Here is a 25410-nt window from a genome sequence, read left to right on the forward strand (position 1 = left end):
GTGTATTCGCGCAGGTGGGCCAGCTAATCCGCCTGCGGTACCGCACAATTGGGTACAGATGAAGGTCTGCCGAAGGAAGTCATGAATACGCGCAAGCTCTTGCTGGTGTCATTGGTGTCCGTGCCGCTGTTGACAGCCGGTTGCTCACACCAGAATTCGAAGTCGATCTCGCAGGCCGTGCCGCATCCGCCCGCCGCGCACGATGCCGCGCGGGTGCCGGCCGGTCCGGGCCCGTCGGGGACCTATACGGTGCAGCCCCAACCGGCCGAGGGCAGCTGCCATTTCGGCAAGTCCGCCAGCGGGCAGCCGCTTCCGGATCCGGCGTGCACTCCGGGCGCGACCAACCCCAAGGTCACCGCGGATACGTTGGGCAGCACCATCTGCGCGGGCGGCTACACCTCCTCGATCCGCCCGCCGGCCAACATCACCAACCGGGAGAAGGACGCCAACGCGAAGTCCTACGGCTACACCGGCCCGCTGCACGACGCCGAATACGACCACCTGGTCTCGCTGGAACTCGGCGGCGACCCCAATGATCCGCACAACCTGTGGGTGGAGCCGCCCTCCCCCGGCCACAAGCCCGGTGCCGGACCCAACAACCCGAAGGACACCGTCGAGAACCAGCTGCATTCGCTGATCTGCTCGGGCAAGGTGGCGCTGACCGATGCCCAGGACGCCATCGTCGCCGACTGGACCACCGCGCTGTCCACCGTCGGTCATCCCGACGGAAAGTGATGGTCAGCGCGCCGGCCCGCTAGGGGCGAACGGCGGTGACCAGGCTGATCAGACCGGACGGACCCTCGTTCGGGTCCGTGCTCAGCTCAGGCTGCCCTTGGGTACGCAGGTAGTCGCGCAGTCCGATGCGGTCGGCGGTCCAGTCGTGGTCGGTGAACCATTCGGCGGTGTCGGTGCGTGGATCGTTGTAGATCAGGCTGAACCACTCGGCGCGTTCGCGGTCGTTGTCGTCGGAGTGCGCTGCCATCGCCGCCACGGCCTCGGCCGGCAGCGGGTCCATCTGCTCGACGGCCACCCAGCTGCCCGGGGCGCTGAGCGAGTCGATGGTCTCGAACAGCCGATTCTGGGCTTCCGCGGGCAGGTAGATCAGCAGGCCCTCGGCCAGCCAGGCCGTCGGCGTCAGTGGATCGAAGCCGTGCTCGCGCAGGGGCACCGGCCAGTTCGCGCGCAGGTCCACCGGCACTTCGCGGCGGTCGGCGTGCGGCTGGTCGCCGTGGGCTGATAGTGCTTCGCGCTTGAACTCCAGCACCTGCGGACGGTCGAGTTCGAACAGCACGGTGCCCTCGGGCCAGGACAGCCGGTACGCGCGGGCATCCAGGCCTGCGGCCAGGATCACCACCTGCCGAACTCCGGCGGTCGTGGCGGCCCGGAAATAGTCGTCGAAATACTTGGTCCTGGCGAGCTGATGCTGCTGGAAATCCTGGCCGAATCCGGGTTGTGACAGCGGATGGTCCGGCAGTTCGCCGTCCAGCAACGCCGCCCACTCTTCGCCGGCGGCGCGCACGAAGACCTCTGCGAGCGGATCGACAGCCAGCGCGCCGGGCCGCCGTCCGGCCAGGGCCCGGGCCGCGGCGACGAAGATCGCAGTCGAACCGACGCTGGTATTGATGTCCCAGCTATCTCCCTCGGTGCGCATGATCGCCAACGTACTCGCCGAACCTCGGGAAATCACGGCACCGGATTACTGCCTGCCGCGGAATGCAATCGGCACCCGTCCAACGCCCATAGCGACTGCTGAAGCTGTTTGCGCAGCTATTCCCTCAGGGATGGTTAAGCCGTGGACTTTCGTGAATCGCGTGTCGCGGCGCTGTGCCAGGATAGGGGCGGTAAATAGCTCGGGCACTGTGCGTGCGTTCCGATGCGCGGTGCGCGGATGAGGGAGATTGCGGCGACGTGACCACACCTGATGGCCAAGCACCCGGCGACAAGTCGAATGAAGAGTCGATCCCGGATCACGAGCAGCGCGCGGCGGCACTGGACGGCGATACGGAGTTCATGGCCGAGTTCATGAAGGCGTTCGAGGCAGCCGACGACAACCCCACCGACGACAACCCCACCGAGCAAGAGGATGCACCCGATATCGGCTTCACCCTCGACGAACCGGTAGACGGCGCCGAGCAGGCCAAACAGCTCATGCACCGGATCGCCCGCACGTTGGCGGCTGGTGGCCCATCGGGCTGGCGTCGCCTGGAGGCCGTGTTCGCGATGACCACGAGCACCGAAGTCGGGTTGGTGACCTTCGCCGATGACCAGCAGCGGGAGGCGCGGGTCCAGCCGGGCGATGATGTGCTCGAACTGGTTCGCGAACAGCGGCATCTGTCGGCTCAATTGAGCGACGGTCCCTGGTGGCGGCTGTTGATCGACTTGGCGAGTACCGGCGAGATCGAGGTCGACTACGACTACGGTGACGAGCCCTTCCCGGACGATCACCTATTCCTTCCCGAGGTCTATCTCGTGGATTTGCAGGCGTATCCGCGTGCGCGCCTGCCGGTTTGGCTCGCGGCCTATATCGGCCACGGTGACCGGCAGTCGCGTCCGGCCGCCGCCGCGGCCACACAGGCCAGGGTGGACCGGGAAACCGGTGTGCGTCCGGTGCCGTCCGAGCGGGACTTTCCGGCCTTTCCGGTGATGTCAGCCCGCTGGGCGGTTATCGCGGCCGCCTTCGTCGCCGCCGGATCACAATGGGGACCAAGGGTTTTGCCCGCGCTCGGCTGGTTCGAAGGTTCGAAACGCAGCGGGTCGACCCTGTATGCCTTGCCGGGTGGTCGCGCAGTGCTGTCCGGTGGTGTGTGGAACGCGCCTGAACTCGATGCCGTCTACAACGGCGGGACGTCGATGCCCGCACTGTATGCCGGTGCCCCGGAGTGGGTCGCTAATCCGGTGTTGAATCCGCGCGCGGCCAGTGGGTTGTTGTCGTTCTGCTATTGGTGGGACGGCGGTCGGTGGTATCGCGGGGAGTCGCCGACCGCGGACCGGCTCAGCGAAGCGGTGCCCGGCATCTGGACCTTCGATACGGTGGCCGGTGTAATCGCGGGCCTGGTCGCGGAGCAGCCGACCGATGGGCAGCGCGCGGCGGTGGCGAATCTGGTGTCGGCCGCGGAAATCGGTGTGGTAACACGGGATACGCTCGTCGAGGTCTTCGGCGACGACGGCACCTTCGATATCGACAGTGCCCTCTACCAACTCACGCTCGCCGGTGTGACGATCACCTTGCCGGAGCCGATCTCGCGGGAAGCCGCGATCGCCCAGGTCCGCCAGTTCATTCTGGATCAGAATATGGATACCACCGGCTATCCGCTGGAAAACCTGCGCGCGGACCGGATCAGCGTCGGCTGGATGGTGTACGTGCCGACCGAACCCGGCGAGATCTCGATCGGCCGCGCGATCTTCTATGTCGCGGATGACGGTGTGCTGGAAGAATCTTCGTCATCGGTGGCGCCGTCGGTCTATGCCGCGGAGTTCGAGCAGCGCTTCCAGCAGCGGCACGGTTCGGTGCAGAGCTAAGAACCGTCGGTGCGCCACCGATAGCCGAAACCGCGGATGGTGGTGATCAAACCGGGCCGGTCGAGTTTCGCGCGCAATCCGGCCATATGCACATCGAGCGCGCGCGATACCGAGGCCGACGAGTCGCCCCAGATGCGGTCCATCAGCTCCTGCCTGCTGACGGCGGTATCGGGTCGCTCCGCCAGGATCCGAACCAGCTGGAATTCCTTGTGGGTGAGCATGATCGGCACCCCGGCAACCTCGACCCGGCGAGCCATCAGGTCCACTAGAACATCTTGGGAGACAACCGCTTCCACGGGCGAGGTATGGATAACAGCGCGACGGGTGACCGTCTCCAGCCGTGCGACAAGCTCCGCGATGCGCGGCGGTTTCACCAGATAGTCGTCCGCGCCGGAACGCAGCGCGAGCACGACGGTGCGCTCACCGGCCCGGGCGGTGAGGACCAGCACGGGTACCGAACTGACCTCACGCAGCCGCCGCAATACCTCCAGCCCGTCCATGTCGGGTAGTCCGAGATCGAGGATCACCGCGTCGTAGTCGCGGTGCGTGCGTAGTAGGTCCGCACCGTGCCGCTTGCGGTCGACGAGGTAGCCCCGAGCGGTGAGCGCGGCCTGCAGCGCTTCACCGACTCCGTCATCGTCTTCCACCAGCACAAGCCGCACGCGCCGATCCTCGCAAAGCGAAGGTTCGACGCGCAGGAGTTTGCGGATAGCCATGCTCAGCTGGCCCTTTCGAGCGACCTGCAAGCAGTCGCCAGCGGTCGGCCATCTCGGCGTCGGCCGTCGCCTCCGCCTCGATCGCGGAGTTCTTGGAGGTCTCGCGCATGAAGTAGTAGATCGTCAACGAGATCGCGATACAGATCGCGACGTACCAGAAGTACAGCGATTCGTGATTCGCCTTCTTGAGCGCCAGCGCGATGGTCTCCGCGGTGCCGCCGAAGATGGCGACGGTCAGCGCGTACGGCAGGCCGACACCGAGCGCCCGAATCCGGGTCGGGAAGAGTTCAGCCTTCACGATGGCATTGATCGAGGTGTAGCCGGTGATGATCACCAGAGCCAGCATCATCAGCCCGAATGCGCCGATCGGATTGCGGGTATGTGCGAGCACGGTCATGATCGGCACGGTCAGCAAGGTACCGGCAATGCCGAAGAAGATGAGCAGTGTGCGTCGGCCGATGCGGTCGGACAGTGCCCCGGCCAGCGGCTGCAGCACCACGAAAGCCAGCAGCGCGATGAAATTGATCCAGGCCGCGGTCGGCTTGGAGATATGCGCGGTATTGATCATGAACTTCTGCATGTACGTCGTGTACGTATAGAAGGCGACAGTGCCGCCGAGGGTGAGGCCGCAAACGATCAGACATTCGCGCGGATATTGCAGCAATACTCGCAGCGATCCGCGCGCCGGACGATCGGATTCGGCCTGGAATTGTTCGGATTCGTCCATGCTGCGCCGCAACCACATGATCAGTAGCGCACCGCCCGCGCCGATCAGGAACGGAATGCGCCAGCCCCAGTTGTGCATCTGCGCGTCGCTGAGAATGTTCTGCAGCACGATCTGCACACCGAGCGCGACCAGCTGACCGGCAACCAGTGTGACGTACTGGAAGCTGGAGTAGAACCCGCGCTTACCCGGCGAGGCCACCTCGGACAAATACGTTGCGCTGGTAGCGTATTCGCCGCCGAGCGAGAGTCCCTGCAGCAGGCGCGCAAGCACCAGCAGCACCGGTGCGGCCAGGCCGATCGTCTGGTATCCGGGCGTGGCCGCGATCAGCAGCGAACCCGCGGCCATCACGGTCACCGAGAGGGTCAGCGCGGCGCGGCGCCCGAAGCGGTCGGCGTAGCGGCCGAGCATCCAACCGCCGATCGGGCGCATCAGGAAGCCCACCGCGAAGACGGCGGCCGAATTGAGTAGCTGTGCGGTGGAATCGCCCTTGGGGAAGAAGCTGTGCGCGAAGTACACGCTGAATGCCGCGTAGACATACCAGTCGTACCACTCGGCGAGATTGCCGAGCGAGCCACGCAGCACGTTGGCGATGACCCTACGCTCGCCCGTGTGTTGTGTCGTAGTCATTGTGAATCTCCTTCTGGCACCGCACCTACCGCCGCAAAGGCGACTGTGAGCCCAGTCACAGCACATTGCCAGGGGTCCGCCGATGTTCTAACGGTCCCTTAGGAAAAAGTCGGAGCCGAATTCTGTGCTCGATAATTCGGCGGTCACAGTCGCAGATGCCCTGGTCGGAGGCGGGTTCGAATTCTTAACAATCCCTTTAGCTAGTCACCATCGGTAAGGGGATACTGGGGCCGATCCGCGTGCAACTATCGGAAAAGACACCGATGGTGCGCACACGAAACAACAGCACCTGACCGGTGAATCGATTGTGTTGGAACAGGAACGAGAGCAATGACTCGAGCATCGCGTAGCGATTCCGTGCGGGGTGGCGGTCGGGCGACGGGTGGGCGCGACGGACAGATCGGCGGCACGGGGACCGTCGCCGACCACGCCCAGTACGCCGACACGCTGGTTTCGCGCATCGCGAGCGAGTTGGGGGAACTCGGACCACGCGGTTGGCAGCGTCTGAACGCGGTATTCGCGCTGACGGTGAGCGTCGAGTCGGCGCGAGTCGAATTCACCGGCGAGTATCGGCCGGTACGCCTGGAAGTCCCGGAACCGGTGCTCGCATTGGTGCGGCAGTATCGCGGCGAGGTCGCAGCGGCCGGTACCGAGCCATGGTGGCGACTGTTGTTGCAGGCCAACGCATATGGTGACATCGAAGTCGACTACGACTACGGCGACGAGCCGTTCCCGGCCGACCAACTCTTCCGCCCGGAGGCGTATCGCGCCGATGTGGCGGCGTATCCGCGGCCGCGACTGCCGGTGTGGTTGGCGGCCTACATGAGTCATCGCGACCGACAGTCTCGCCGCCCGCGCCGTGCCGTGGCCGCCGCGCTCGTCGACCGGGCGCACGGGGTGACCGCGCGCCCGGTGGATCCGGAACTGCCGTCGTTCCCCCAGTTGTGGGCCCGATGGGCGATGATTTCGGCGGCGCACGTTGCCGTCTCGTCCGACCGCGGACCGCGCGTCGTGCCGTCGAACGGCTGGTTCGAGAGCGGCGGGAACGGCAGCAGCGGCTCCACGCTGTACGCCCTGCCGGGCGGCCGAGCCGTGCTTTCGGGCGGAGTTTGGGACGCACCGGCTTTGAACGCGGCCTATAACGGCGGCGTCGGTCTGCCGAATCTTTATGCGGCAGCCCCGGATTGGGTGACCAATGCGGTGCTGAGTCCGCGCGCGGCCGTCGGCTTGCTCTCGTTCTGCTTCTGGTGGGACGGCCAGCGGTGGTACTGCGGGGAGTCGCCTTCGGTGCAGCAGTGCGGTGTGGCGATGCCGGAAATCTGGGAGTCGCACACCGTGATCGAGACGGTGGCCCGGTTAGTGTCGGGGGATCCGGGCACCCGAACACGAACCGCGGTGGCGCACTTGCTGTCTGCCGCAGAGTGCGGTGTGGTCACTCGAGAGCTATTGGTGGACACCTTCGGTCGCGATGCCGATCTCGAAGCCGCGATTCGTCAGCTGTCCGCAGCCGGATTGTTTGCGCCGCAACCGAATCGAGTCCATACCGGAATTTCGCAACCCGAGCCGGTTACCGGAAGTATGCCGGAATTTCACCTTTTGGACGACAGGCGTCCATGCGATGCTCGAGTTGCGCTATAGCCCGAGGTCAGAGGAGGGTTCGAGATGAGTGAGGGCTTCCGGGCGACACCGTCCGGGTTGCACAAACCGTCGGCGGACCTGGCCGAGGTCGGCGGCAAAATCCAGGCGATCGTCTCCCGGCTGAATGCGGAGAACGCCCGGAATGGGGCAGTTGGGGGACCAACGGTCGCGGACCCGAATTCGCCGGTGGCGAAAATGGTTACCAGGCATCGCATGACAACCTGCTCAGCATATTGAACGTGCAAATCGAGACGCTGCAGAGCTATTCGCAAGGCGTCACCGACGCAGGGGTGGCGCTCACCGGCACCGATCAAGCGGGTCGCGACGATTTCGAGAGCATCTGACGCCACCGACGTCGAAGTCCGAGCTGGTTGTAGGGGTACCGGGGTGAGCTAGGAGGGATTCGATGGCGGACGACATTTCGATCGGACAATTCACCGATCTCATGGAGATGATGTGGGCGGGGGTCGAATCCATTGCGCGCGCAGGAGAAACAGGCTCTGCTCACGGCCACCGGATATTCGGCGGGCAAACGCGTCGCGGTGGTCGTCAACGCCAAAAATGTGGTCATTCAGACCCGATTCGCCGATGACGTAACGGATTTGACCTATACCGAACTGGCTCGGCGAGCAACTGCCCGACTGGCCCGCCGACAAGATCGACGATGCGGGACTCGAACTCGCCGACCTGGTCGAGCGGGAGTTGGAAAGCCCGGCGGGCGAAGTCCGGATTGTGCTGGCAGAGAACGGGATTCCGGGCGATCGCGAGCTGCACGCGACCGTCGGTGATTCGAGCTTCACGCTGACCGAATCGAACCGCATGCCGACTTGGCTCGCTGACGCAATCGAGCCGATACGCCGTGTGCGCGTACATGTTCCGGGTGAGGTAGCGATCGTGGTCGAGTCGCGCAAGATCCCGCAACCCGCCGGGCACTGGCCGCGTTCGACCACCTGAATTCGCCCCCGGAGGTGGCACAGGACAATATCGACCACGGCCTGCGCCATCGCGCCCGGATCAACCGCGGCCGACTGCATGGCTTCCGAACCAATGTCGTAGGTGAATTCGTCGAATGCCGATTCGGCGACGAAAGAGTCGAACTCACCGTCTACCCGCTGTGGGATCAGGATTTTCGGACCGGATTGCGCGAACTGGAACGGACCGGGCAGCAGGAGCGGACGGTCCCGATCGAGGCGTTGGCCGACCTCATCGCAACGGACCTGCGTGAACGACATGGGAGCTGGTTCGAGACGCGAGCCGATCCGCTGGAGGTCGGCACCCACAGACGCGGCCTCGGGCTGCTGGAGGAGACGGCTACCGTCCGGGGCGTCGATGTGCGACGGGACGGCAAGTGCGTCTGGTTCGAAGTCGAGAAACCACCGGACGAACCCGCCACGGAACCCGAACTCGGTGAAACCCACAAGCCGGATCCGACAGGCCCCGTCGGTGACGGTTCCACCGACTACGGCGTCCCAGGACAACCGGAGAGCTCATGAGCACCAGCATGATTCACGACGAGGTCACCGAGCGTTCACGCAGCTCATGGGATGATCGGTGTCATATGTGCGCGGATGAGGGGCGACGCGAGGGGGCGCACACCGCGCGTCGACGCAGCGCCGAGCAGGACAGGAGTTGACCAATGGCGCCGACAGATGACAAGCCCAATCCGTGGCAGCTCTCCGGGGACGATATCGGCAAGGATTCACAGAATCTGACGGTCAAGCAGAAGAGTCTGCAAACCCTGGCCAAGTACGCGATCGATCTGTATGACGTCTTCGACACCATCGAGGGTTGGACCCACTTCGTCGAGAAGGTCGATGGATTCGGGAATCTCCCCTCCGGCATCGCGCTGCAGGGAAAGTTCCAGCGCGCGGGCCGCGATCTGAACGACAGGGTCAAGAGCCACAAGACCATTCTCAAAGACCTGGCACAGCAGTTCATTACCGCGGGCAAGCTGTACACCGCCGCCGAGGAGGCCAATACCTCCGGATTCGATCGGCTCAGGAATGCCCGCTCCGCCGAACGCCACGGAAGTTGGAGTCTGCCCGCCGACGGCACCACCAAGATCCCGGATTGGGGCGGGAAGACCGGCCGAACCGATAAATACGGCGGACCACCGGCCGACCTGAAGCAATACGCCAACGAGAAGGACGGCCGCGATACCGAACCGGTTCGTCCGGAGCCGGCGAGTGTCCTGGATTACCCGACCGCCTACTCCTGGCACCAATCGTTGATCAACGGGATGGGGCACACCTCCGACGCCTCCGGCGTCTGGAGCGATATGGCCGAGCATGTGACGGGACCGGCCGCGAATCTGGGCAACCAGATGACTGCGATGCAGACCTCGGATGATTGGAACAGTGACGCCGCCGTGAAGGCGGGTGGCGCAGTCCAGGCTTATGTGTCCGGTGTGCAGAACATGGTCGAGGGCATGCGCACGGTCGCCAGCAACCTGCTGAACACCTCGGGCTGGCTGTGGGCGGTGCAGGCGAATACCCCCAATATCCCGCCGGACACGGTCGGCACCCAGTACGCGCGTGATGAAGTCGACAAGGCCAAGCGGATCTTCAACGACTGGTACGTACCCGGACTCGCGGCATCGAGCAATGCGATTCCGCTCATGGTTCAGCCGGTGAGCCCGGTGGTGCAGCCGACCGCGCCGACGCCGTCGCCCAACCAGACCCAGCAGACCGGACCCGGTGGTGGCACCGGCGGGACCGGCAGCGGAAAAGGTGGGACCTCGGCCGCCCAATCAAAGGAAGCTCAGCAGGCGCTCGCCGATCAGCGCAGGGCGACCCAGCAGGCCCAAAAGACCGCGGCCGAGCAACGCCAGCAGGCCGAACAGCAGCGTCAGCAGGCCGAGCAGCAGCGTCAGCAGGCCGAGCGCGAGGCCGCGCAGCGCGAGGCCGCACAGCAACAGGCGGCCCAACAAGCCGCGCAGCAAGCGGCCCAACAAGCCAGTCAGTCCGCGCAGCAGGGCATGGATGGCGTGAAGCAGGCAATGGACCAGGCCGCACAGGCGGCGGCCCAACAAGCGCAGGCCGCGGCGGCCAAGGATATGCAGTCGGCAGGCCTCGCCGGCCTGCCTTCCGCGCTCTCGGCGTTGGGTAAGGACGCGCTCAAGGCAGGCGGCGGTAGCGGCGCAGGCAAGGGTGGTGGCGCAGGCGGTGCGGGTAGCGGCGCGGGAGCGAATCTTTCACCCAATAGCCTGCAGAATTCGAAGCTTTTTCCGCGGGCGGCGGCTGCCGAGATGGCCGGGGCCGCGACGGCGAGCCGCGCGGGCATCGCGAGCACCGGCCAGCCGGGTTCGCCCGGTGGTATGGGACCCGCGGGCCACGGTGCCGGTGGTCAGAACAAGGAACATAAGCGGGCCGCGTATCTGGATTCGGTCGAGCACATCGAAGAGGCGCTCGGCGACGCGCCGGTCGTCGTCAAACCCATTGTTGAGCAATGAATCGCACCTGGAAGTTCACCGACCTGGAATTCATCGTCCAGTGGGAGGCGTTGAAGCAGGACTACCTGCCGGAACCATTCGTGTACACCTGTCGCACCTGGGTGAACGAGGATTATGTCCGGGAACAACAGGATGCGCTGGTGCGGCTGCGGCACTCCGGAGATCGGTCGTTCGACGATGTGCTGGATGTGCTGGCCTTCCCTGACCTGCGCATCGTCGCGGAAGGCTACGACCCGGCGGAGCCGTGGAAGCCGGACGTGCCGGTTCGGCTGCACGGTGTTCGCCGGGGGGACCGCGGCTATGTCTTCTCCGAGCTGCCCGGCGAAACATACTGGCATTCCGGTGGTTTCACGGTTGCCGAATGCGATGCGGTCGATCTCGCCGGTGCGATCGTGCGAGCGCTGCCGGAGGTCGAGTCGGGACGCCGCGCCACCGCGGTGCTGTCCACCCAGGACGCGGGCGACGGCCTGGATTACTCGCTCGGCCGATCGGTCGTGCACGATTCCTTCGACGATTCGATCGCCGATCGCTCCGCGGAATTCTTGGCACTACCGACATCCTGTTCCGGGACGATCGATGTGATCCAGGGGATGTCGCGTTTCGGTCCACGCGGGATCACTCGACATCGGCTGCAGTGGCGCGACATTCGCGACGACGGCCGCTATGCGATCGACGATCGGAATCCTCCGGTGGCGCGTGCCATCGATGCGAAACACCTCACCGCGATGATCAATTCGCGAGTCGCCGAGGTGGTCCGTGCGATCAAGGACGAGCGAGTCTGAAAGGTGGCCGCCATGGACGAAACACAACCGGGAATTCCCGAATGGACCGCGACCTCGCGCAGCGGCGCGATCGCGGTGCGCACCACGGAACAGGGTCTGCCACTAGGTATTTCGGTCGATCCCGCCGAGTTGAAGGGCGATCCGCAAGCATTGGCGGCCGAGGTGTTGCGATTGTGCAGGCAGGCGGCCAATCGGGCCGGAATGGCGCGTCGGGCGGAGTTGGCGGCGGCGGGGGTGCCGGCGGAGATGTTGGCGCTGACCGGGTTGCCGACTGCCGAAGATGTTGCGCGCCAGGAATTAGCCGAGGAGCAGGAGTACGAGACCGAGCCGGACAGTTGGTTGCGCCAGGTGTAGTCCCGTTGTCCGAGAGGAGTTTTCATCGTGTACGAGACCATGGACGAACTGATGGCCAGCGTGCAGCGGCGGCTGTATCGGATCCGGGATCTGACCGACGATATGGCCGGGGTGCGCGGCCGCGAGACCGCGCAGGACGGTTCGGTCACGGTGGAGGTCGACGGCAACGGTACGTTGCTGGATCTGCGGTTCTCCCAAGCAGTTTCGCGGATGACGCCAGCGGAATTCGAGTCGACCCTGGTGGCGACCGCGGCCGCCGCGGTGCGGCAGGCATTCGAGCGACGTAGCGAATTGGTCACTGCCTTCAATGAGGAAGTTGCCGAGTAGACACCCGACGTTCACGCTGTCCCCGTAGAACTTTTGTCAAGAACCTTGAGTTTGTGCAAATTTGCTTTCGGGTTTTGCAGTTCGATTGACAGGTTCTATGAAGAGTCGGTCAATTCCATTACGGGATGGGGGATCACGATGAGCGAACTCATAGCAACGCCTGATGCGATTCGGGCGTATGGGGACGCTGCAGTGGCCATGGCGACCGGTGTCGCGACGGCAGGTGCGTTCGACCAGGTGGCAACGGTGGCGGCGGCCGCGCCGGTATTCGGCTTGATCGGCCAGGACTTTCTGATGGCCTTCGCCTACGCGCAGTCCAATCACGTGAGTTCGATGTTCGAATTGGCCGGTGTGCACGCCGGTACCGCGCTGACCGCGCACCAGGGGGCCGCCGCCTACGAGGCAGCGGAGGCGGCATCCGGCACCGAATTCTGCGCCGCCGGCGTTTAGCAATGACTGCGCCGCTCGACCCGTCGATCGTGGATCTGCTGCGCGGCAGTGCGCTTGCGCCGCTGATCGATCGACCGGTCAACGACATCCTGAACGATATGGGCCTCGGCCCACTTCCTGAAATCTCCGGGCTGCCACCGCTGCCCGAACTGCCGCCGCTGCCGGTCATCGATCTGGCCGCACTGGCCAGGCCGCTCACCGATATGGCGAGCGGCTTCGGCACCGGAAATCTCGGCGCGCCCGCGGGCGGCGGTCCCGATCCGACCAAGGTGCTCTCCGATACCGCGCAGGCCGCGCAGACCGCGATTCAACTCGGGACGCAAGCGCTGCAGACCGTGATGTCGCTGTGGCAGGGCTTGGCCGCGATGCAGGCGGCGAACAAGTCCGGACAAGCTGCGGAAAACGGCGCCGAGCTGGCCACGCAGAGCGCGCAGGAGAAGGCGTCGCTCGCCGGCGGCGCGACCTCGGTGGCGACTGGCGGCGCGCTGATGGCCTCGGTCATCGCCAAGTACATGGCCACCGTGGCCGCGGCGACGCCGTGGCTGGCAACCGGTGGTGGACAAGCATTTATCGCGGCGGCGACGGTGGAGGCGATCACCGAGGGCATCGCGGTGGTGACCAAGACGCGGGTCGAAATGACGGCGCATTCGGCGAATATGACCGCGGTGGGCAAGAAGGTCAAGGTCACCAACGCGCCCAAGGGCGTCGATTCGATGCAGCAGGTGATGCAGCTGCTCAACCCGCTGATGACCATGGCGCAGACCGGCGCGCAGACGCTCACCCAGGTCGCGACGCAGAACGCGACGCAGGCTCAGAAACGTCAGGCCGACGCCATCGCTGAGGAACAGCAGGACCGCGAGGCCACGCAGAAGGCCGAGCACGACGCCACGGGTGGTGGCGCAGGCGGCGGTGATCCCGCTATCGGCGGCATCGGCGCGGCTCCGATATCGACACCATTGAGCCCGTGGAGCGGACCGCGCACCGCCGGACTCACCGGTATGCCGGGCTTCAATGCCGGCGGGACCGGTTCCGCGGCAGCCGAACCCGCGGCCGCGGTGCGTGGCGCCACCGGCGCGCCGGGCAACCCGGGCGTGATGCCCTACGGTGCGGCGGGCGCGGCAGGTGCGCGCGGGGCGGGGGATGCGGGCGGCGATATGCCCAGCTTCCTGGTCAATGCCGAACACGGTGAAGCGGTCGTCGGACCGATCGAGGGGGTCTCGCTGCCGGTGGTCGGCGCGGCCGAACAGATCTCGGAGCCACCACCGGATAAGGAACTCACCCTATAAGGGTTTCGTCATTCAGGAGGTTGCGATGGCAAGCGGCGGTGCAGATTTCGATGGAGTCATGTTCGATCCGGCGGCGGCCCGGGATGCGGCCGCCCGGCTCGAGGGACTCGCTGCCCGACTGGAAGCGGAACTGCGCGAGGGCTCGCCCGCATTGACGGTGCCGCCGGCCGCTGCCGACGAGGTTTCGGGGCGAGCGGCGCAGACGATGAACGATGTCGCAGCCTCCTACGGGCAGAGCGCGACCGCCGGAATCGTGGAATTGCGCAAACTGGCAGCGACCTTGCGCGCGCAGGCAGCGCAGTTCGGTCGCGCCGAAAACGACAATGTCGCCGACTTCGGCGTCCCCGGCGCCGCCTGAGCCCACAGCGAATACGACACGGAGTCAACATGATCGAACCACCGCAGCCCGGTTTCACCGGTGTGGTCTGGGGCGCGCGCGAGCCGGATCGGCTGGCGCGTGAACTGTCCACCGGTCCCGGCGCGATACCGATGGCCGAGGCCGGTGCCGCGTGGACCCGGCTGGCCGCCGGATTCGGTGCGGCGGTCGCCGAATACGAACTGATCGTCACCTCGATGCGCGGTGCGTGGCAATCCAACACGAGCGGCCCGGTGCTGGACCGGATTTCGCGGCTGCGCGATTGGCTCGCCGATGCCGCGACGGCCGCGGGCAACAACGCGGTACGCGCCGAAACGCAAGCCACCGCTTACGAATTGGCACGGATGACAATGCCGCATACCACCGAGATCCAGGCCATCCAGACAGTGCAGCGGATGCTCGAATCGATCGGCGGCGCGCTCGGCGCACCGATCAAGGCAGTGGCTGCCCAGGCCGATACCGACGCGGATATGGCGAAGGCGGCGGCCGCGCGGGTGATGCAGACTTATGAGGCCGCGACCGAACCGCTCGCGACACCGTGGATTCAGCAGGAGCCACCGGCGATCGCCTCGCCGGCGGCGCTGGCGGCCGAGAAGACGAGCGCCCCGGTGACGGCAGCGACATCAGCCCTGTCTGCCCTGCCCGCGATCACGCCGGGCATGTTCATGCGGGGCGGAATCGGTGCGGCGCCGACGTCCGCGAAGTTGCAGCCGTATCGGGCGCCGGTCTTCACCGAAGCGCCCACGCCGGTGGAAGTGACTACACCACAACCGGTTCCGACATCCTCCGCGAGTTCCGGTGCGCTGCCGATGGTTCCCGGCGCGATGACGGCAGGAGCCGGTGCCGAGGAAGAGGAATACGCCCCGCGCGCGGCCGCCGTGACCGGCGATGCCATCGGCGCCGATCTCGGCATCGCCGCCGCTCCGGCGGTACTGGGTGCTCCGGTGGTACTGGGTGCTCCGGAAGCGCCCACGGCCACCAGTCGGACGGCATCGGGAGGTGCCGAATGACGACCATGACCAACGATGGTCTGCTCGCGGTCGCCGAGCGGCTCGGCGTCCAGACCTTGCCGCTGGTGCTTTCGGTTGGTCCGCAACAGGATTCATACGATGCATGGGTCGATTCCCAGCAGCGCGCGGTGACCGAGCTGGTCGGCGCGGGCGTGCTCGACGCCGATGGCGATGTCGACTCCGAACTGGCCGACGCCATGTTCACGCTGGCCCAACCTGATCGCGAGCTGGTCGCACGGATCTATGCGACCGCGCCCGACGGGACACCCGCGGTGACCCGAATCTGCCTGGCCCGTCGGGGCGAAAAGCATGCCATCGCGGTGCGCACCGGCGACAGCTTCGACGTGCGGACCGTCTGGGCGGACGGATCGGGCGAGGCGCTGGTGCGTCCGCTGCTCGATGCGCTCGGACCCGCAACGCCCGCGGAGGTGGTCAATTTCAGCGCGCTGTCGACCGAATTGAGCCAGCGGCTCACCGCTAGCGACTGCTTGCAGGTCGCTCGAAACAACAATGCGGCGCGAACCTCCGAGGACTACGCGGACGCCGTATATGCCCTGGGTGTCGCCGATCGCGATGCCACCGCATACGGGCTGGCCTTCGCCTCCTGCCACGCCTTCGCCGAGATCGTGGCCTACGCCCATCTCGACGGTACGACCACCCGGCCGCCCGGTGCGGTCGCGGTCTATGACACCGGACGCGGTCGCATTGTGGCCGCGCCCGGGATTGCTGCGGATCAGCAGGTCTGGTCCACGGTGACACCGGGCACCGATCACCGTATCGCGCAGGCGATTTCGGCATTGATCGAATCATTGCCCGGGGGAAGGTGGCTTCCGCAGTAAACCTTCCGGCGATGTCACCCGACATCGTTTCCGGGCATTGGAATCACAACACGAGAGGGTGTCCACGATGAGTGGTGAAGGTGTACACGTAGACGAGGCAACCGCGAAGAAGGCCGAGGAGTTCATGGCCGCCGCGGTCGACAACATGCAGCGCACGCTGAAGAAGATCGATGACGAGGTCGCCGCGGCGACCCACTGGGAAGGCGATGCGAAGGCGGCGTTCGTCGCCGCCTCGACCAACTGGGCCCAGCACTCCCAGGAGTTGCACAAGAAGCTCAACGCCATTACCGAGCAGGTCGGTCACGGCACCCAGCAGTACATCCAGATGGAGCAGGCGAACCGCGAGGGTTTCGAGCACATCAGCCTGTAATCGCCTGGGCCGACACACTATTCAGTCTTCGATTCGGAGGTAATCACCATGACTATGGCATACGCCAAGGGCCCGATGATGGCTCTGTTCAACGATCTGGTCACCCTGCACGGCGACCTGATCAAATACGGCAGCGATATGGAGGACGCGGGCGGCGTGCTCAAGGTGGCGTGGGAGGGCAACGTGGCCCACGCCAGCTTCAAGCAGGTCTACGACGCCTGGCACTCCGAGTACGGTGACACGCTCACCTCACTCGACAATGTCGCCGCGGCGGTGGAGAACTCGCTGCACCGCGCGCTCGGCACCGACAGCAAGATCGGTGACGGCTTCGGGGCCTGAACCTCACCGTAGCGATCGCTTGCGGGTCGCTCGAAAAGGCGCAGCACGGCCGGTCGGTAGCGTTACGTTTCCGGACCGGCCGTGTTCGTTCGATTACCTTGCTGCGGCGAGGGATTCGCCGATGTACCACATCTCGTCCGGGGTGGTGACCATATTGACCGTCGCGCTGGCCGTCGAGGTCCGCACCGTGATCAGGTTGGGAGCCGAAATATCCTGCACCAGAACGATATCGGCATCGAACTGCGCATCGGGCTGCTCGGGCGCGCGGACGTGCACGATGGTCGCGCCACCGGTCAGCGCGGTGGGTGCGATGCCGTCGAAGACCACCACGGTCGCGGTGGGAATGGGCCCGCCGGGTTGCGGTGGTGCGAGGTGATGCCCAGCACCGGCGAACCGCGGAGCCAGCGAGAGCGAATGCGGCGCATCGACATTGGCGACCATGGACTGCCAGGCCTCGGGCCGGTCGGTGTGCACGATGGTGTGCGCACCGAGGGCGATGGCCCGCAGGATGACCTGCTGGGCCAGATCCAATCGACCGATCACCTCGAGATGTCTGGTGCCGTCACCGATCAGTGGTACCGCGATGCCCTGACCGGCATTGTCGGCACCGATCAGCTGGCCGCAACCGGCGGTGGGCACGACGATTCCGTCCAGCGCGGCGAGCGGGCCGCGGTAATCACCCGCGTGGTCGCCATCGCGACGAGCGGTGCGGGCGGGCAGACAGTCCAGCAGCGCGCGGAACTGCTCACCCGGCAGCGTGCGCAAACCGGGCACCGGCGGCTCGATCGGTTCGGACGCGGTATCGAAGCGGACCAGCGCGCCCAACCTGATCGGCGGTGAATCGGTTTCGCGCCCATCGCCGGGCTGCTGCGCACCGGGCCGCAGGCGCACGGTGACTGTGGTGGTCAGGCTGGGCGTGGCCCAGATATCGGCGAAACCGGGCGAGCCGACCAGTTCCGGGCCGATCTCATAGCTGGTCAGGTACAAGCTATGGTGTACCAGCGATTTCGGGGTTTCGACGAATCCGTCCAGTGGTATGCCGCGGGTGAGTTGGCGCACCGCGCTGTTCATCTCGCCCGCGGTCAGCACCGATACCGAGATGTCACGGGCGGCGAGTCGATTGGCCACCCTTCGGGTCGCGATGATCGCGGTCCGCAGCGCACCCGCGCCGCCACCGCCGCGGTTGTCGACGGCCTCGGCGTTCGCGAGCGGATCCAGTCGCAGCACCAACCAGACCGTGCGATGCGCGATGGCGGGCAGCGGGCCGAGGATGCGGTCGTAGAGCTGTGCGACCGGACCGCCGCCCGCGGTCCGCGCGCCGGTGCTGATCACATCGATCGAGGTCAGGTTGATATCGAATTGGCTGAGGCAGCGGCCGATTTCGGTGAGCGGAAGCACCTGGTCGGTGGACAGCGAACTGCGACGCAGCAATGTCAGCGCATCCGGTGGCGGATCGATGCGCAACATGGTCAGCAACAGATTGCCGTCCCAGCGCACGCCGTAACTGCCGCCCTCCGGCAGCGGCACATCGAAGGCGGCTTGGCCGGTATCGGCGGGGCCGGGCCGGGTCCGCCGCCAGCGAAAGGCGATCGCGCGCGAGAGAATGCCGACGATATTGCGTGGCTCGCGCCGACGCACCGGTACCGCGCCGGCAATGAGAACGGCCGCGGCGACCGCGATCACGGCGACCGTCGGCGCATGCAGCGCCGTCGCGATCCAGGCCGCGATCGCGGCAATCAGCGCGAGCGGAATCGTGAGTCGCAAAGGCATTTGACGCAGCAGCCAGAATTCCGGATCACGTAACGTTGTGTGCGTAGCGTTCACGGAGTTTTCGTTTCCGGTTAATTCACGCGCGTTCGCTCCGGAGTCGGTATCGCGTTTGTTCACAGCCCCGTCCCCGATAATCAGACCAGTATTGCGATAACAGTACCGCGCAACACGCGTGCGCGCCGTGGCCTTTTCGCGCGACCTGCAAGCAGTCGCTACGGATGGAGTTGGTTTGCTCGATTGTCGCTGAATTGACACCGCGGCACCGAACGATACTGTAATTACCCTGTTCCCCCCGTAGTTCGATGGAGACCATGTGCCGGCTCAGCTGACCACCAAGGCCCAGGTCAACGGCTACCGCTTTCTGCTGCGCCGACTCGATCACGCACTGGTCCGCCGCGATGTGCGGATGCTGCACGACCCCATGCGATCTCAGCTGCGTTCGATGCTCGTCGGTGCCACCCTCGGCCTGCTCATGGTGGCCGGCGCGGCCATCCTGGCCTTCCTGCGTCCGCAGGGCGCGATCGGCGACGCGAATATCGTGATCGGCAAGGACAGCGGCGCGCTATATGTGGTGGTGGCCGAATCCGAGGACAAGAAGGACGACAAACGCCTGCATCCGGTGCTCAACCTGGCCTCGGCCCGGCTGATCAGCGGCAGCAACGAATCGCCCAAATCGGTGAAGGATGCCAAGCTTTCGTCGATGCCGCGCGGTCCGATGCTCGGAATCCCGGGTGCGCCCGCGGCACTGCCGGGTTCGACGCAGGGCGGCCGCTCGGACTGGTCGCTGTGCGAAACGGTGCAGCTTTCGATCACGGGCAGCGCGGCCGCGGCGACCGGTGTGGAAACCGCGGTCTTCGCGGGTAAACCCCAACTCGACGAACGCATTCGGACTCTGGGTCCGTCGGATGCGCTGCTTGTGCGACGCGCCGATAAGACCTATCTGATCTATGACGGTAAGCGCGCGGAGGTCGACCTCGGCAACTCGGTACTGGCACGTGCGCTGAACCTGGCCGCGCACAAGCCACGACCGGTCGGCACCGGCCTGCTGGATGCCGCCGTCGCGGTTCCGCCGCTGGCCGTGCCGGATATGCCGAAGGCCGGACAGCCCGGTCCGGCAAAGCTTTCCGATGTGCCGATCGGCGGAGTCATCGCGGTCGGCGGCACCGGTCGCACCGATCAGTCCCAGCTGTATGTGGTGCTCGCCGACGGTGTGCAGCCGGTCACCGATTTCGCCGCGCAGGTCATCCGCACCGCGAATTCCCAGGGCATGCGCGAGATCAAGGCCGAACCGCCGGATGTGCTGACCAATATGCCGGTACTACACCAGCTTGCGCTCGACCACTTCCCGGTCAACACCCCGAAGATAGTTTCCGCCGAGGACGCCCCGGTCACCTGTCTGAGCTGGGCAAAGGGGCCCGAATCCGGCGACGATGCGGCCGAAAGCCCCACCGACCGCGCCGCGATCGCCCTGCTCGCGGGCAACCGTGTGCCACTGCCCAGCTCGGCTGAGCCGGTGAGCCTTGCCACCTCCGACGGCACCGGCGATCGGGTCGATTCCGCCTATATCCCACCGGCTTCGGGGGAGTTCGTGCAGGTGACCGGAACGGAGCCGGGCAGTTTGCGCCGCGGTGGCCTGTTCTATGTGGCGGACAACGGAATCCGCTACGGCATCCCGGATATTGCCACCGCCCAGGTGCTCGGACTCGGCGGCGAACCGCGCCTGGCCCCCTGGTCGATCATCGGTCAGCTGGTGCCCGGACCGACACTGTCGAAGAACGATGCGCTGGTCGAGCACGATATCTTGCCTGTCGGAAACTGAAGTCTTCAGACTCCGAGCGAAGCCAGTACACTGCCGAGCGCGGCCTGCATATCCGGCGCTTCGATGCGCATGAGCACCGTCTCGTCCACCGCGCTCAGATCCAGCGACTCGTCATTGGCCAGGCGGAATTCGCGTTCCTCCTCGGCGGATTCGATGATGTTGCGCACGAATCGACCATTGCCCGCGAGATCGATGCCCCGGCGCGGCTGTCCGCTCTGATCGACCCGCTCGGTCTCGTACAGCCGTCCGCACGCCTCGATCAGCAGTTCCATTGCCCCCTCGGACAACTCGGAATCGCGTGAGCGGGCGATCAGGCTACCGATCTGGCCGAGTTCGGTCGGGGTGTAGGACGGGAACTGCAGGCGTTTGGCGAAACGTGAAGCCAGACCGTCGTTCGCGGCGAGCAGCCGGTCGATCTCGCCGTCGTAGCCCGCGATGATGACCACCAGGCGGTCGCGGTCGTTTTCCATCCTGGCCAGCAGCGTATCCACCGCCTCGCGGCCGAAGGCGTCACCGCCCTGCAGACCGGTTTGGATCAGCGTGTATGCCTCGTCGATGAACAGCACACCGTCCATCGCGGTATCGATCAGCTTGTCGGTCTTGATCGCGGTGCCGCCGAGGTTCTGGCTGACGAAGTCCACGCGCTTGGCCTCGACGACCTTATCGGTCTTGAGAAGTCCCACGCCGCAATAGATTTTGGCAACCACCCGGGCGATGGTGGTCTTACCGGTGCCGGGCGGACCGGTGAAGGCCAGGTGGTTGCCGCGGGCCATGCTGGCCATACCCTTCTCGGCCCGGATCTTGGCCAGCTGCGCGGTCGCCTGCAACTTCGCGACCTGCGTTTTCACCGATTCGAGGCCGATCTGCTTATCCAACTCGGCGCGCGCGTCGGCGAGGATCTTCTTGGCGCGGTCCTCGGCGTCGGCATGCCGCATCGCCTCCACCGAAGGCGCCGAGGCCGGATCCCAGCGGTCGATGCGCGCGTCGATCGACTCCTTGGTCGTCACCGTGAGCCGGTAGCTGCGATCGCGCATGGCTGCGGTATTGGCGGCGAAATCCGGTGCCTGCGAATACACCTTCTCGAAAAGGGCCTGCGCCTCGGCCTCTTTACCGGTCTCGCGCAGGCACAGGCCGCGGCAGAACATGGCGGTGGTTCGGGCCGCCGGGATCGGACCCGCCTCGGCCTGTTCCATGCGCCGGATGGCCTCGCCGAACAGGCCGAGCTGGGCACAGGCCGAACCGACCATCACATGCGCGCCCGCCGCCAGATACGGGTCGTCCCATTCGGCGGATCCGGCGAGTACGGACATCACATCGGGCCAGCGCTGGGTGTTGAAGTGCAGTACGCCACGGATATACGCGCAGATCCGGTCGTCGATCTCGCGATCTGTATCGGAGAGCATCGAGGCGCGGTGGGTGGCGAGTTCGTCGAGCACCCGTTCCGCCTCGTCGTACTCCTTTTCGGAAATCAGCTGTGCCGCTTGGGCCAGCCAGATTTCGGTATAGCTGGCCAGCGGGTAGTCGATGTACAGCCCGGCCAGGAAGCGTCCGGCCAAGGCCCGCGGCGCCAGCCCCAACCGGCGTTGCTCGCGGAAAAGTGTTGTCCCACTGTTCTTGTACAGGTTGTAAAGCACCTCGGTGGTGACCTCACCGGCGGCGGCCCGGCCCAGCCAGGCATCGCACATCGTCGGATCCCACTCGGTGGCACGCTGGAACGCCAGTTTCGCGTACTCGAGATCGCGAGCCGATTCCTGTCCGTCGATCGTCAGGCCCAGCGACAGGATTCCGGCGTCGAAGGCCCGTTGTGCTTGGCGGTTGCCGGTCATTGCTGTCAAACCCCGAAGTGTTGGATTGAGCTATCTTTTTTTGCTGCGCGATTGTCCGCGTACGTCTTCCGACCAGCTTAGCGATCGCGTCGGATCGGCTCGTCCGTTACATTATGTTTTGCTACCGATAGGTTGCAAAGTGTGCGACAACCACATGCGACGGGGGGAACGTTCGTGCGAGAGTGGATCCGAGTCGTAGAGTTGGTTCGACAGGTAGGAAACCGGGCGCAAGTGTTTGGATCGTTCCGTAAAGAGCTGGGGCCGGTGCACAATTGACCGAACCATTGAGCAGCGGCCCCCGCGCCGCCGAACCCGAACTGTGCCGAGTGTCCGTCATAGGCGGAAATACCCAGCTCGATGTCGGACTTCCGGCGACCGTGCCGATCGCCACATTTATCGGTGATCTCGTCGCCCTGATCGAATCGCGCAATCCCGATGTGGTGGAAAGCGACGATGGCGGCGCCCCGCTGCACACCGAACACTGGACACTGGCTCGGTTGGGCCGTGACGCCATCGCACCGAGCCGCAGTCTTACCGACGCCGAGGTCTTCGACGGCGAACTGCTGGTGCTGCGTTCGGTCACCGCGAAGGAATCGCCCGCGCTCTTCGACGATGTCATCGATGCGGTATCCCGGCTCACCAGTGTCGATTTCCATGGCTGGTCGCCCGCTGCGGCGCGCTGGACCGCTCTGGTCGCCGCCGTGTCGGCGGTGCTGCTCGCATTGCTGCTGCTGGCTGCGGGACGTTCGTACGGAGGTGGTCTCGCCGCGCCGTTCCTCGCGACCAGCGTCGCCATCATCACCGCCGTCGCCGCGGCCATCGCGGCGCGTAAGTACGCGGACCAATTGACGGCAACCTGGCTGTCACTGTGTGCGCTGCTGTTGTTCTTCGGCGGCGCAGCACTGTTCGTGCCGGGCGATCTCGGCAGTCCGCATCTGCTGCTCGGCTGTTCGGTCACGCTGGTGGCCGCGGCTGTGATCTATCGCGCCACCGCGACCGGTGCCGCGCTCGCCGCCGCCATCGTGACCGTCGCGCTGTTCGGCGGAATCGCCGCATTGGTTCGGATGATCTGGGATTTCGATCTGCCCAAGATCTCCGCCGCAATTCTGGTGGTGGCCATCACGCTGATCTCCGCGGTGCCGCGGCTGGCGGCAGTGGCTGCGCGGCTGCCGATCCCGCCGGTACCCACCGCGGGCGGCGCGATCGATCCGGCCGATCACGAGCCGCGCCCCACCATCGAGGGCATCGGCGCGATCGGCGCGACGGCACTGCCCTCGGCCGCCGGACTCGGTGAACGCGCCAGGGCCGCAAACCAGTACCAGACCGGCATGCTCGTCGCCTGCGCCATTGCCGCGGCGGTCGGTGCGCTGGGTGCCGCGGATCCGTTGGGATCCGCACCCTGGCAAGGGATTACGCTTGCCGTGATCGCAGCGGTGATCGTCAGTTTGCGCGGCCGTTCCTTCGCCGATCTTGTGCAGGCCGGTGTGCTGATCGCGGGCGGCTGCGTCATAGTCGTCGGCCTGGTTACCGGACTGGCCCTGGGCGATTCGGATCTGCTGCTGCTCGCGGGTGTGCTGCTGCTCGCCTTCGCCGCGGGGATTGTGGTTTTCGGCGTGATCGGTCCGCACCTCGAGGTGACGCCGGTGACCCGCCGGGCCATGGAAATCACCGAATATCTGCTGATCGTCGCGGTGATCCCGCTGGTGCTGTGGATCATGGGAGTGTATTCGATGGCCAGGAACCTATGATTGCTCGGGCGAGCCAGCCCGGCGGGCGGCGCAGGACCGCAATCGTCTGCGCCGCAGTGGTTCTCGGCGGGTCGGTGCTCGGTTGGGCCGCTCCGGCCGGTGCGGTCCCACCGCCGACCGTCGACCCGGGTGCACTCGGGCCCGCGCAGGCGCTCAGTGGTCGGCCCGCGCCATTGGAGCCGACCGAACAGAAGGTGGTCTGCGCCGAACTGTCGCTCATCGGTGGCCCGCCCGCGGAACCGCCGCTGCCGCAGCGTGTGCTCGACCTGCCCGCGGCTTGGCAATTCAGTCGCGGTGCGGGACAGAAGGTTGCGGTCATCGATACCGGCGTGAATCGGCATCCGCGACTGTCCGCGCTGCAAGCCGGTGGTGACTACGTCTCGGACTCCGATGGCACCGTCGACTGCGACGGCCACGGCACCCTGGTCGCGGGCATTATCGCCGCGCGCCCCAGCCCGGATGATGCCTTCGTCGGTGTCGCGCCCGATGCCGAGATCCTCACCATCCGCCAATTGAGCACACATTATGAGCGCAAGGATCGCGCGGGCGACCAGCCGCCGGATGCCATGGTGCGCTCCGGTTACGGCAGTGTGCTCGCCCTCGCCGCCTCGGTGGTCCGCGCCGTCGATATGGGTGCCACGGTCATCAATATTTCCGAAGTCTCTTGCAGCGCAGTCGGAACCGATACAGCCGATGTCCCGCTCGGTGCCGCGGTGAAGTACGCCTACGACCACAATGTGGTGGTGGTCGCCGCGGCGGGCAATGTGGACAACGGCGGCGCATGCGAGAAACAGAACGAAGGTGCGGGCTGGGACAGCGTGCAGACCATCGCGAGTCCGGCCTGGTTTCAGCCCTACGTCCTGACCGTGGCCTCCATCGATCCGAACGGCTCACCCTCGGCGCTGTCGCTGCACGGGCCGTGGGTCGGCGCCGCCGCCATCGGGCGCAATATCGTCTCGCTCGACAATAAGCCGGGCGGCACCGGACTGGTCAATGGCGCGGTCACCCAGGAGGGCACCGGAACCATACAGGGCACGAGTTTCGCCGCACCCTATGTCGCCGGACTCGCCGCACTGGTCCGGTCCCGGTTCCCGGAACTCACTGCGGGACAGGTCATAGACCGAATCACCCGCACCGCCCAAGCGCCTGGCCAGGGTCGCGACGACCGTGTCGGCCACGGCCTGATCGATCCGCTGGCCGCGCTCACCGCCCAACTCCCGGACAAACCGGTGAGCGTCGGTGCCGACATTCCACGTGTCATGGCGGCCCCGGTACATCCGGCGCGACCCGATCCGCTGCCGCGCCGTGTCGCGATCATCGGCTCGGTCACCTGTCTGGTCGTGCTGGGACTCGGTGCGGCACTGTCGATTCCGTTCCGACGCGCTCGCGGTTCCGCCGACCTCGAGTCCGAAGTAACTTAAGCAGTAGAGGGACCC

At 65.9% G+C, this 25410-nt stretch carries 26 protein-coding genes; 21 read left to right on the top strand and 5 right to left on the bottom strand.

The features are described 5' to 3' along the window. Positions 1-81: 81 nt before the first annotated feature. Positions 82-735 carry a hypothetical protein gene (locus AB0J47_RS16420; RefSeq protein ID WP_364346120.1) on the top strand — a complete coding sequence of 218 codons (654 nt, stop codon included), beginning with the start codon at positions 82-84 and terminating at the stop codon, positions 733-735. 19 nt (positions 736-754) lie between these two features. On the opposite strand, the gene AB0J47_RS16425 is transcribed toward AB0J47_RS16420, so the two are convergent. After that, positions 755-1651 (bottom strand): SAM-dependent methyltransferase, encoded by an 897-nt coding sequence (locus AB0J47_RS16425; protein ID WP_364346122.1) that lies wholly within the window; start codon positions 1649-1651, stop codon positions 755-757. Positions 1652-1908: 257 nt separating this feature from the next. Here AB0J47_RS16425 and AB0J47_RS16430 point away from each other — a divergent pair, with 257 nt between their 5' ends. Continuing rightward, positions 1909-3519 (top strand): hypothetical protein, encoded by a 1611-nt coding sequence (locus AB0J47_RS16430; RefSeq protein WP_364346124.1) that lies wholly within the window; start codon positions 1909-1911, stop codon positions 3517-3519. Here AB0J47_RS16430 and AB0J47_RS16435 read toward each other — a convergent pair. Both AB0J47_RS16435 and AB0J47_RS16440 read right to left on the bottom strand, forming a co-directional pair. Then, complete coding sequence (locus tag AB0J47_RS16435) at positions 3516-4181, bottom strand: response regulator transcription factor (RefSeq protein ID WP_364346126.1); 666 nt, start codon at positions 4179-4181, stop codon at positions 3516-3518. The genes AB0J47_RS16430 and AB0J47_RS16435 overlap by 4 nt on opposite strands. Next, on the bottom strand, positions 4153-5589 hold the full coding sequence (locus AB0J47_RS16440; RefSeq protein WP_364346128.1) for an MFS transporter: 1437 nt from the start codon (positions 5587-5589) through the stop codon (positions 4153-4155). The genes AB0J47_RS16435 and AB0J47_RS16440 overlap by 29 nt, the downstream gene beginning before the upstream one ends. A gap of 330 nt (positions 5590-5919) precedes the next feature. Between AB0J47_RS16440 and AB0J47_RS16445 the strand changes: the two genes are divergently transcribed. The 16 genes from AB0J47_RS16445 to AB0J47_RS16520 all read left to right on the top strand — a co-directional run bounded on the left by AB0J47_RS16445 (position 5920) and on the right by AB0J47_RS16520 (position 16811). Then, positions 5920-7227 (top strand): hypothetical protein, encoded by a 1308-nt coding sequence (locus tag AB0J47_RS16445; protein ID WP_364346130.1) that lies wholly within the window; start codon positions 5920-5922, stop codon positions 7225-7227. A 24-nt stretch (positions 7228-7251) separates the two neighbouring features. Then, the gene (locus AB0J47_RS16450; RefSeq protein WP_364346132.1) at positions 7252-7464 is read left to right on the top strand and encodes a hypothetical protein; all 213 of its coding nucleotides are present in this window, start codon (positions 7252-7254) and stop codon (positions 7462-7464) included. A 169-nt stretch (positions 7465-7633) separates the two neighbouring features. After that, a complete protein-coding gene (locus AB0J47_RS16455) occupies positions 7634-7819 on the top strand; it encodes a hypothetical protein (protein WP_364346134.1) in 186 nt (61 codons plus the stop codon). 140 nt (positions 7820-7959) lie between these two features. Continuing rightward, positions 7960-8181: a hypothetical protein gene (locus tag AB0J47_RS16460; protein ID WP_364346136.1), complete on the top strand. Its 222-nt coding sequence runs from the start codon at positions 7960-7962 to the stop codon at positions 8179-8181. A 14-nt stretch (positions 8182-8195) separates the two neighbouring features. Then, on the top strand, positions 8196-8720 hold the full coding sequence (locus AB0J47_RS16465; protein ID WP_364346138.1) for a hypothetical protein: 525 nt from the start codon (positions 8196-8198) through the stop codon (positions 8718-8720). Between the two features lie 143 nt (positions 8721-8863). Beyond that, entirely contained in the window at positions 8864-10678 is a 1815-nt protein-coding gene (locus AB0J47_RS16470) for a hypothetical protein (protein ID WP_364346140.1), read from the top strand. Next, the gene (locus tag AB0J47_RS16475) at positions 10675-11460 is read left to right on the top strand and encodes an ESX secretion-associated protein EspG (protein WP_364346142.1); all 786 of its coding nucleotides are present in this window, start codon (positions 10675-10677) and stop codon (positions 11458-11460) included. The genes AB0J47_RS16470 and AB0J47_RS16475 overlap by 4 nt, the downstream gene beginning before the upstream one ends. A gap of 12 nt (positions 11461-11472) precedes the next feature. Next, positions 11473-11814, top strand: a complete 342-nt coding sequence (locus AB0J47_RS16480) for a hypothetical protein (protein ID WP_364346144.1) — start codon at positions 11473-11475, stop codon at positions 11812-11814. A gap of 27 nt (positions 11815-11841) precedes the next feature. Further along, positions 11842-12141: a YbaB/EbfC family nucleoid-associated protein gene (locus AB0J47_RS16485; RefSeq protein WP_364346146.1), complete on the top strand. Its 300-nt coding sequence runs from the start codon at positions 11842-11844 to the stop codon at positions 12139-12141. A gap of 138 nt (positions 12142-12279) precedes the next feature. Beyond that, entirely contained in the window at positions 12280-12591 is a 312-nt protein-coding gene (locus tag AB0J47_RS16490) for a type VII secretion target (protein WP_364346148.1), read from the top strand. Between the two features lie 2 nt (positions 12592-12593). Then, positions 12594-13877 carry a hypothetical protein gene (locus tag AB0J47_RS16495; protein WP_364346149.1) on the top strand — a complete coding sequence of 428 codons (1284 nt, stop codon included), beginning with the start codon at positions 12594-12596 and terminating at the stop codon, positions 13875-13877. A gap of 25 nt (positions 13878-13902) precedes the next feature. Beyond that, positions 13903-14235, top strand: coding sequence for a PE family protein (locus AB0J47_RS16500; protein WP_364346150.1), 333 nt, complete (start codon positions 13903-13905; stop codon positions 14233-14235). A gap of 29 nt (positions 14236-14264) precedes the next feature. Then, positions 14265-15263 carry a PPE domain-containing protein gene (locus AB0J47_RS16505; protein WP_364346151.1) on the top strand — a complete coding sequence of 333 codons (999 nt, stop codon included), beginning with the start codon at positions 14265-14267 and terminating at the stop codon, positions 15261-15263. Beyond that, on the top strand, positions 15260-16102 hold the full coding sequence (locus AB0J47_RS16510; protein ID WP_364346152.1) for an ESX secretion-associated protein EspG: 843 nt from the start codon (positions 15260-15262) through the stop codon (positions 16100-16102). The genes AB0J47_RS16505 and AB0J47_RS16510 overlap by 4 nt, the downstream gene beginning before the upstream one ends. 67 nt (positions 16103-16169) lie before the next feature. After that, positions 16170-16472, top strand: a complete 303-nt coding sequence (locus AB0J47_RS16515) for a WXG100 family type VII secretion target (protein ID WP_364346153.1) — start codon at positions 16170-16172, stop codon at positions 16470-16472. A gap of 48 nt (positions 16473-16520) precedes the next feature. After that, positions 16521-16811: a hypothetical protein gene (locus tag AB0J47_RS16520; protein WP_364346155.1), complete on the top strand. Its 291-nt coding sequence runs from the start codon at positions 16521-16523 to the stop codon at positions 16809-16811. Positions 16812-16904: 93 nt separating this feature from the next. Here the strand turns inward: AB0J47_RS16520 and eccE are convergent, their stop codons facing one another. Continuing rightward, positions 16905-18635, bottom strand: a complete 1731-nt coding sequence (eccE, locus tag AB0J47_RS16525; protein WP_364346157.1) for a type VII secretion protein EccE — start codon at positions 18633-18635, stop codon at positions 16905-16907. 259 nt (positions 18636-18894) lie between these two features. On the opposite strand from eccE, the gene eccB reads away from it, so the two are divergent. Further along, complete coding sequence (eccB, locus tag AB0J47_RS16530; protein WP_364346159.1) at positions 18895-20400, top strand: type VII secretion protein EccB; 1506 nt, start codon at positions 18895-18897, stop codon at positions 20398-20400. Between the two features lie 5 nt (positions 20401-20405). Here the strand turns inward: eccB and eccA are convergent, their stop codons facing one another. Then, complete coding sequence (gene eccA / locus AB0J47_RS16535) at positions 20406-22226, bottom strand: type VII secretion AAA-ATPase EccA (protein ID WP_364346529.1); 1821 nt, start codon at positions 22224-22226, stop codon at positions 20406-20408. A gap of 272 nt (positions 22227-22498) precedes the next feature. On the opposite strand from eccA, the gene eccD reads away from it, so the two are divergent. Beyond that, entirely contained in the window at positions 22499-23974 is a 1476-nt protein-coding gene (gene eccD, locus AB0J47_RS16540) for a type VII secretion integral membrane protein EccD (RefSeq protein ID WP_364346161.1), read from the top strand. Continuing rightward, complete coding sequence (gene mycP / locus AB0J47_RS16545) at positions 23971-25395, top strand: type VII secretion-associated serine protease mycosin (protein WP_364346163.1); 1425 nt, start codon at positions 23971-23973, stop codon at positions 25393-25395. Before eccD ends, mycP begins: the two co-directional genes overlap by 4 nt. Positions 25396-25410 lie beyond the last annotated feature (15 nt).

This window comes from Nocardia sp. NPDC049737, from assembly GCF_040674755.1.
Classification (GTDB): Bacteria; Actinomycetota; Actinomycetes; order Mycobacteriales; family Mycobacteriaceae; genus Nocardia.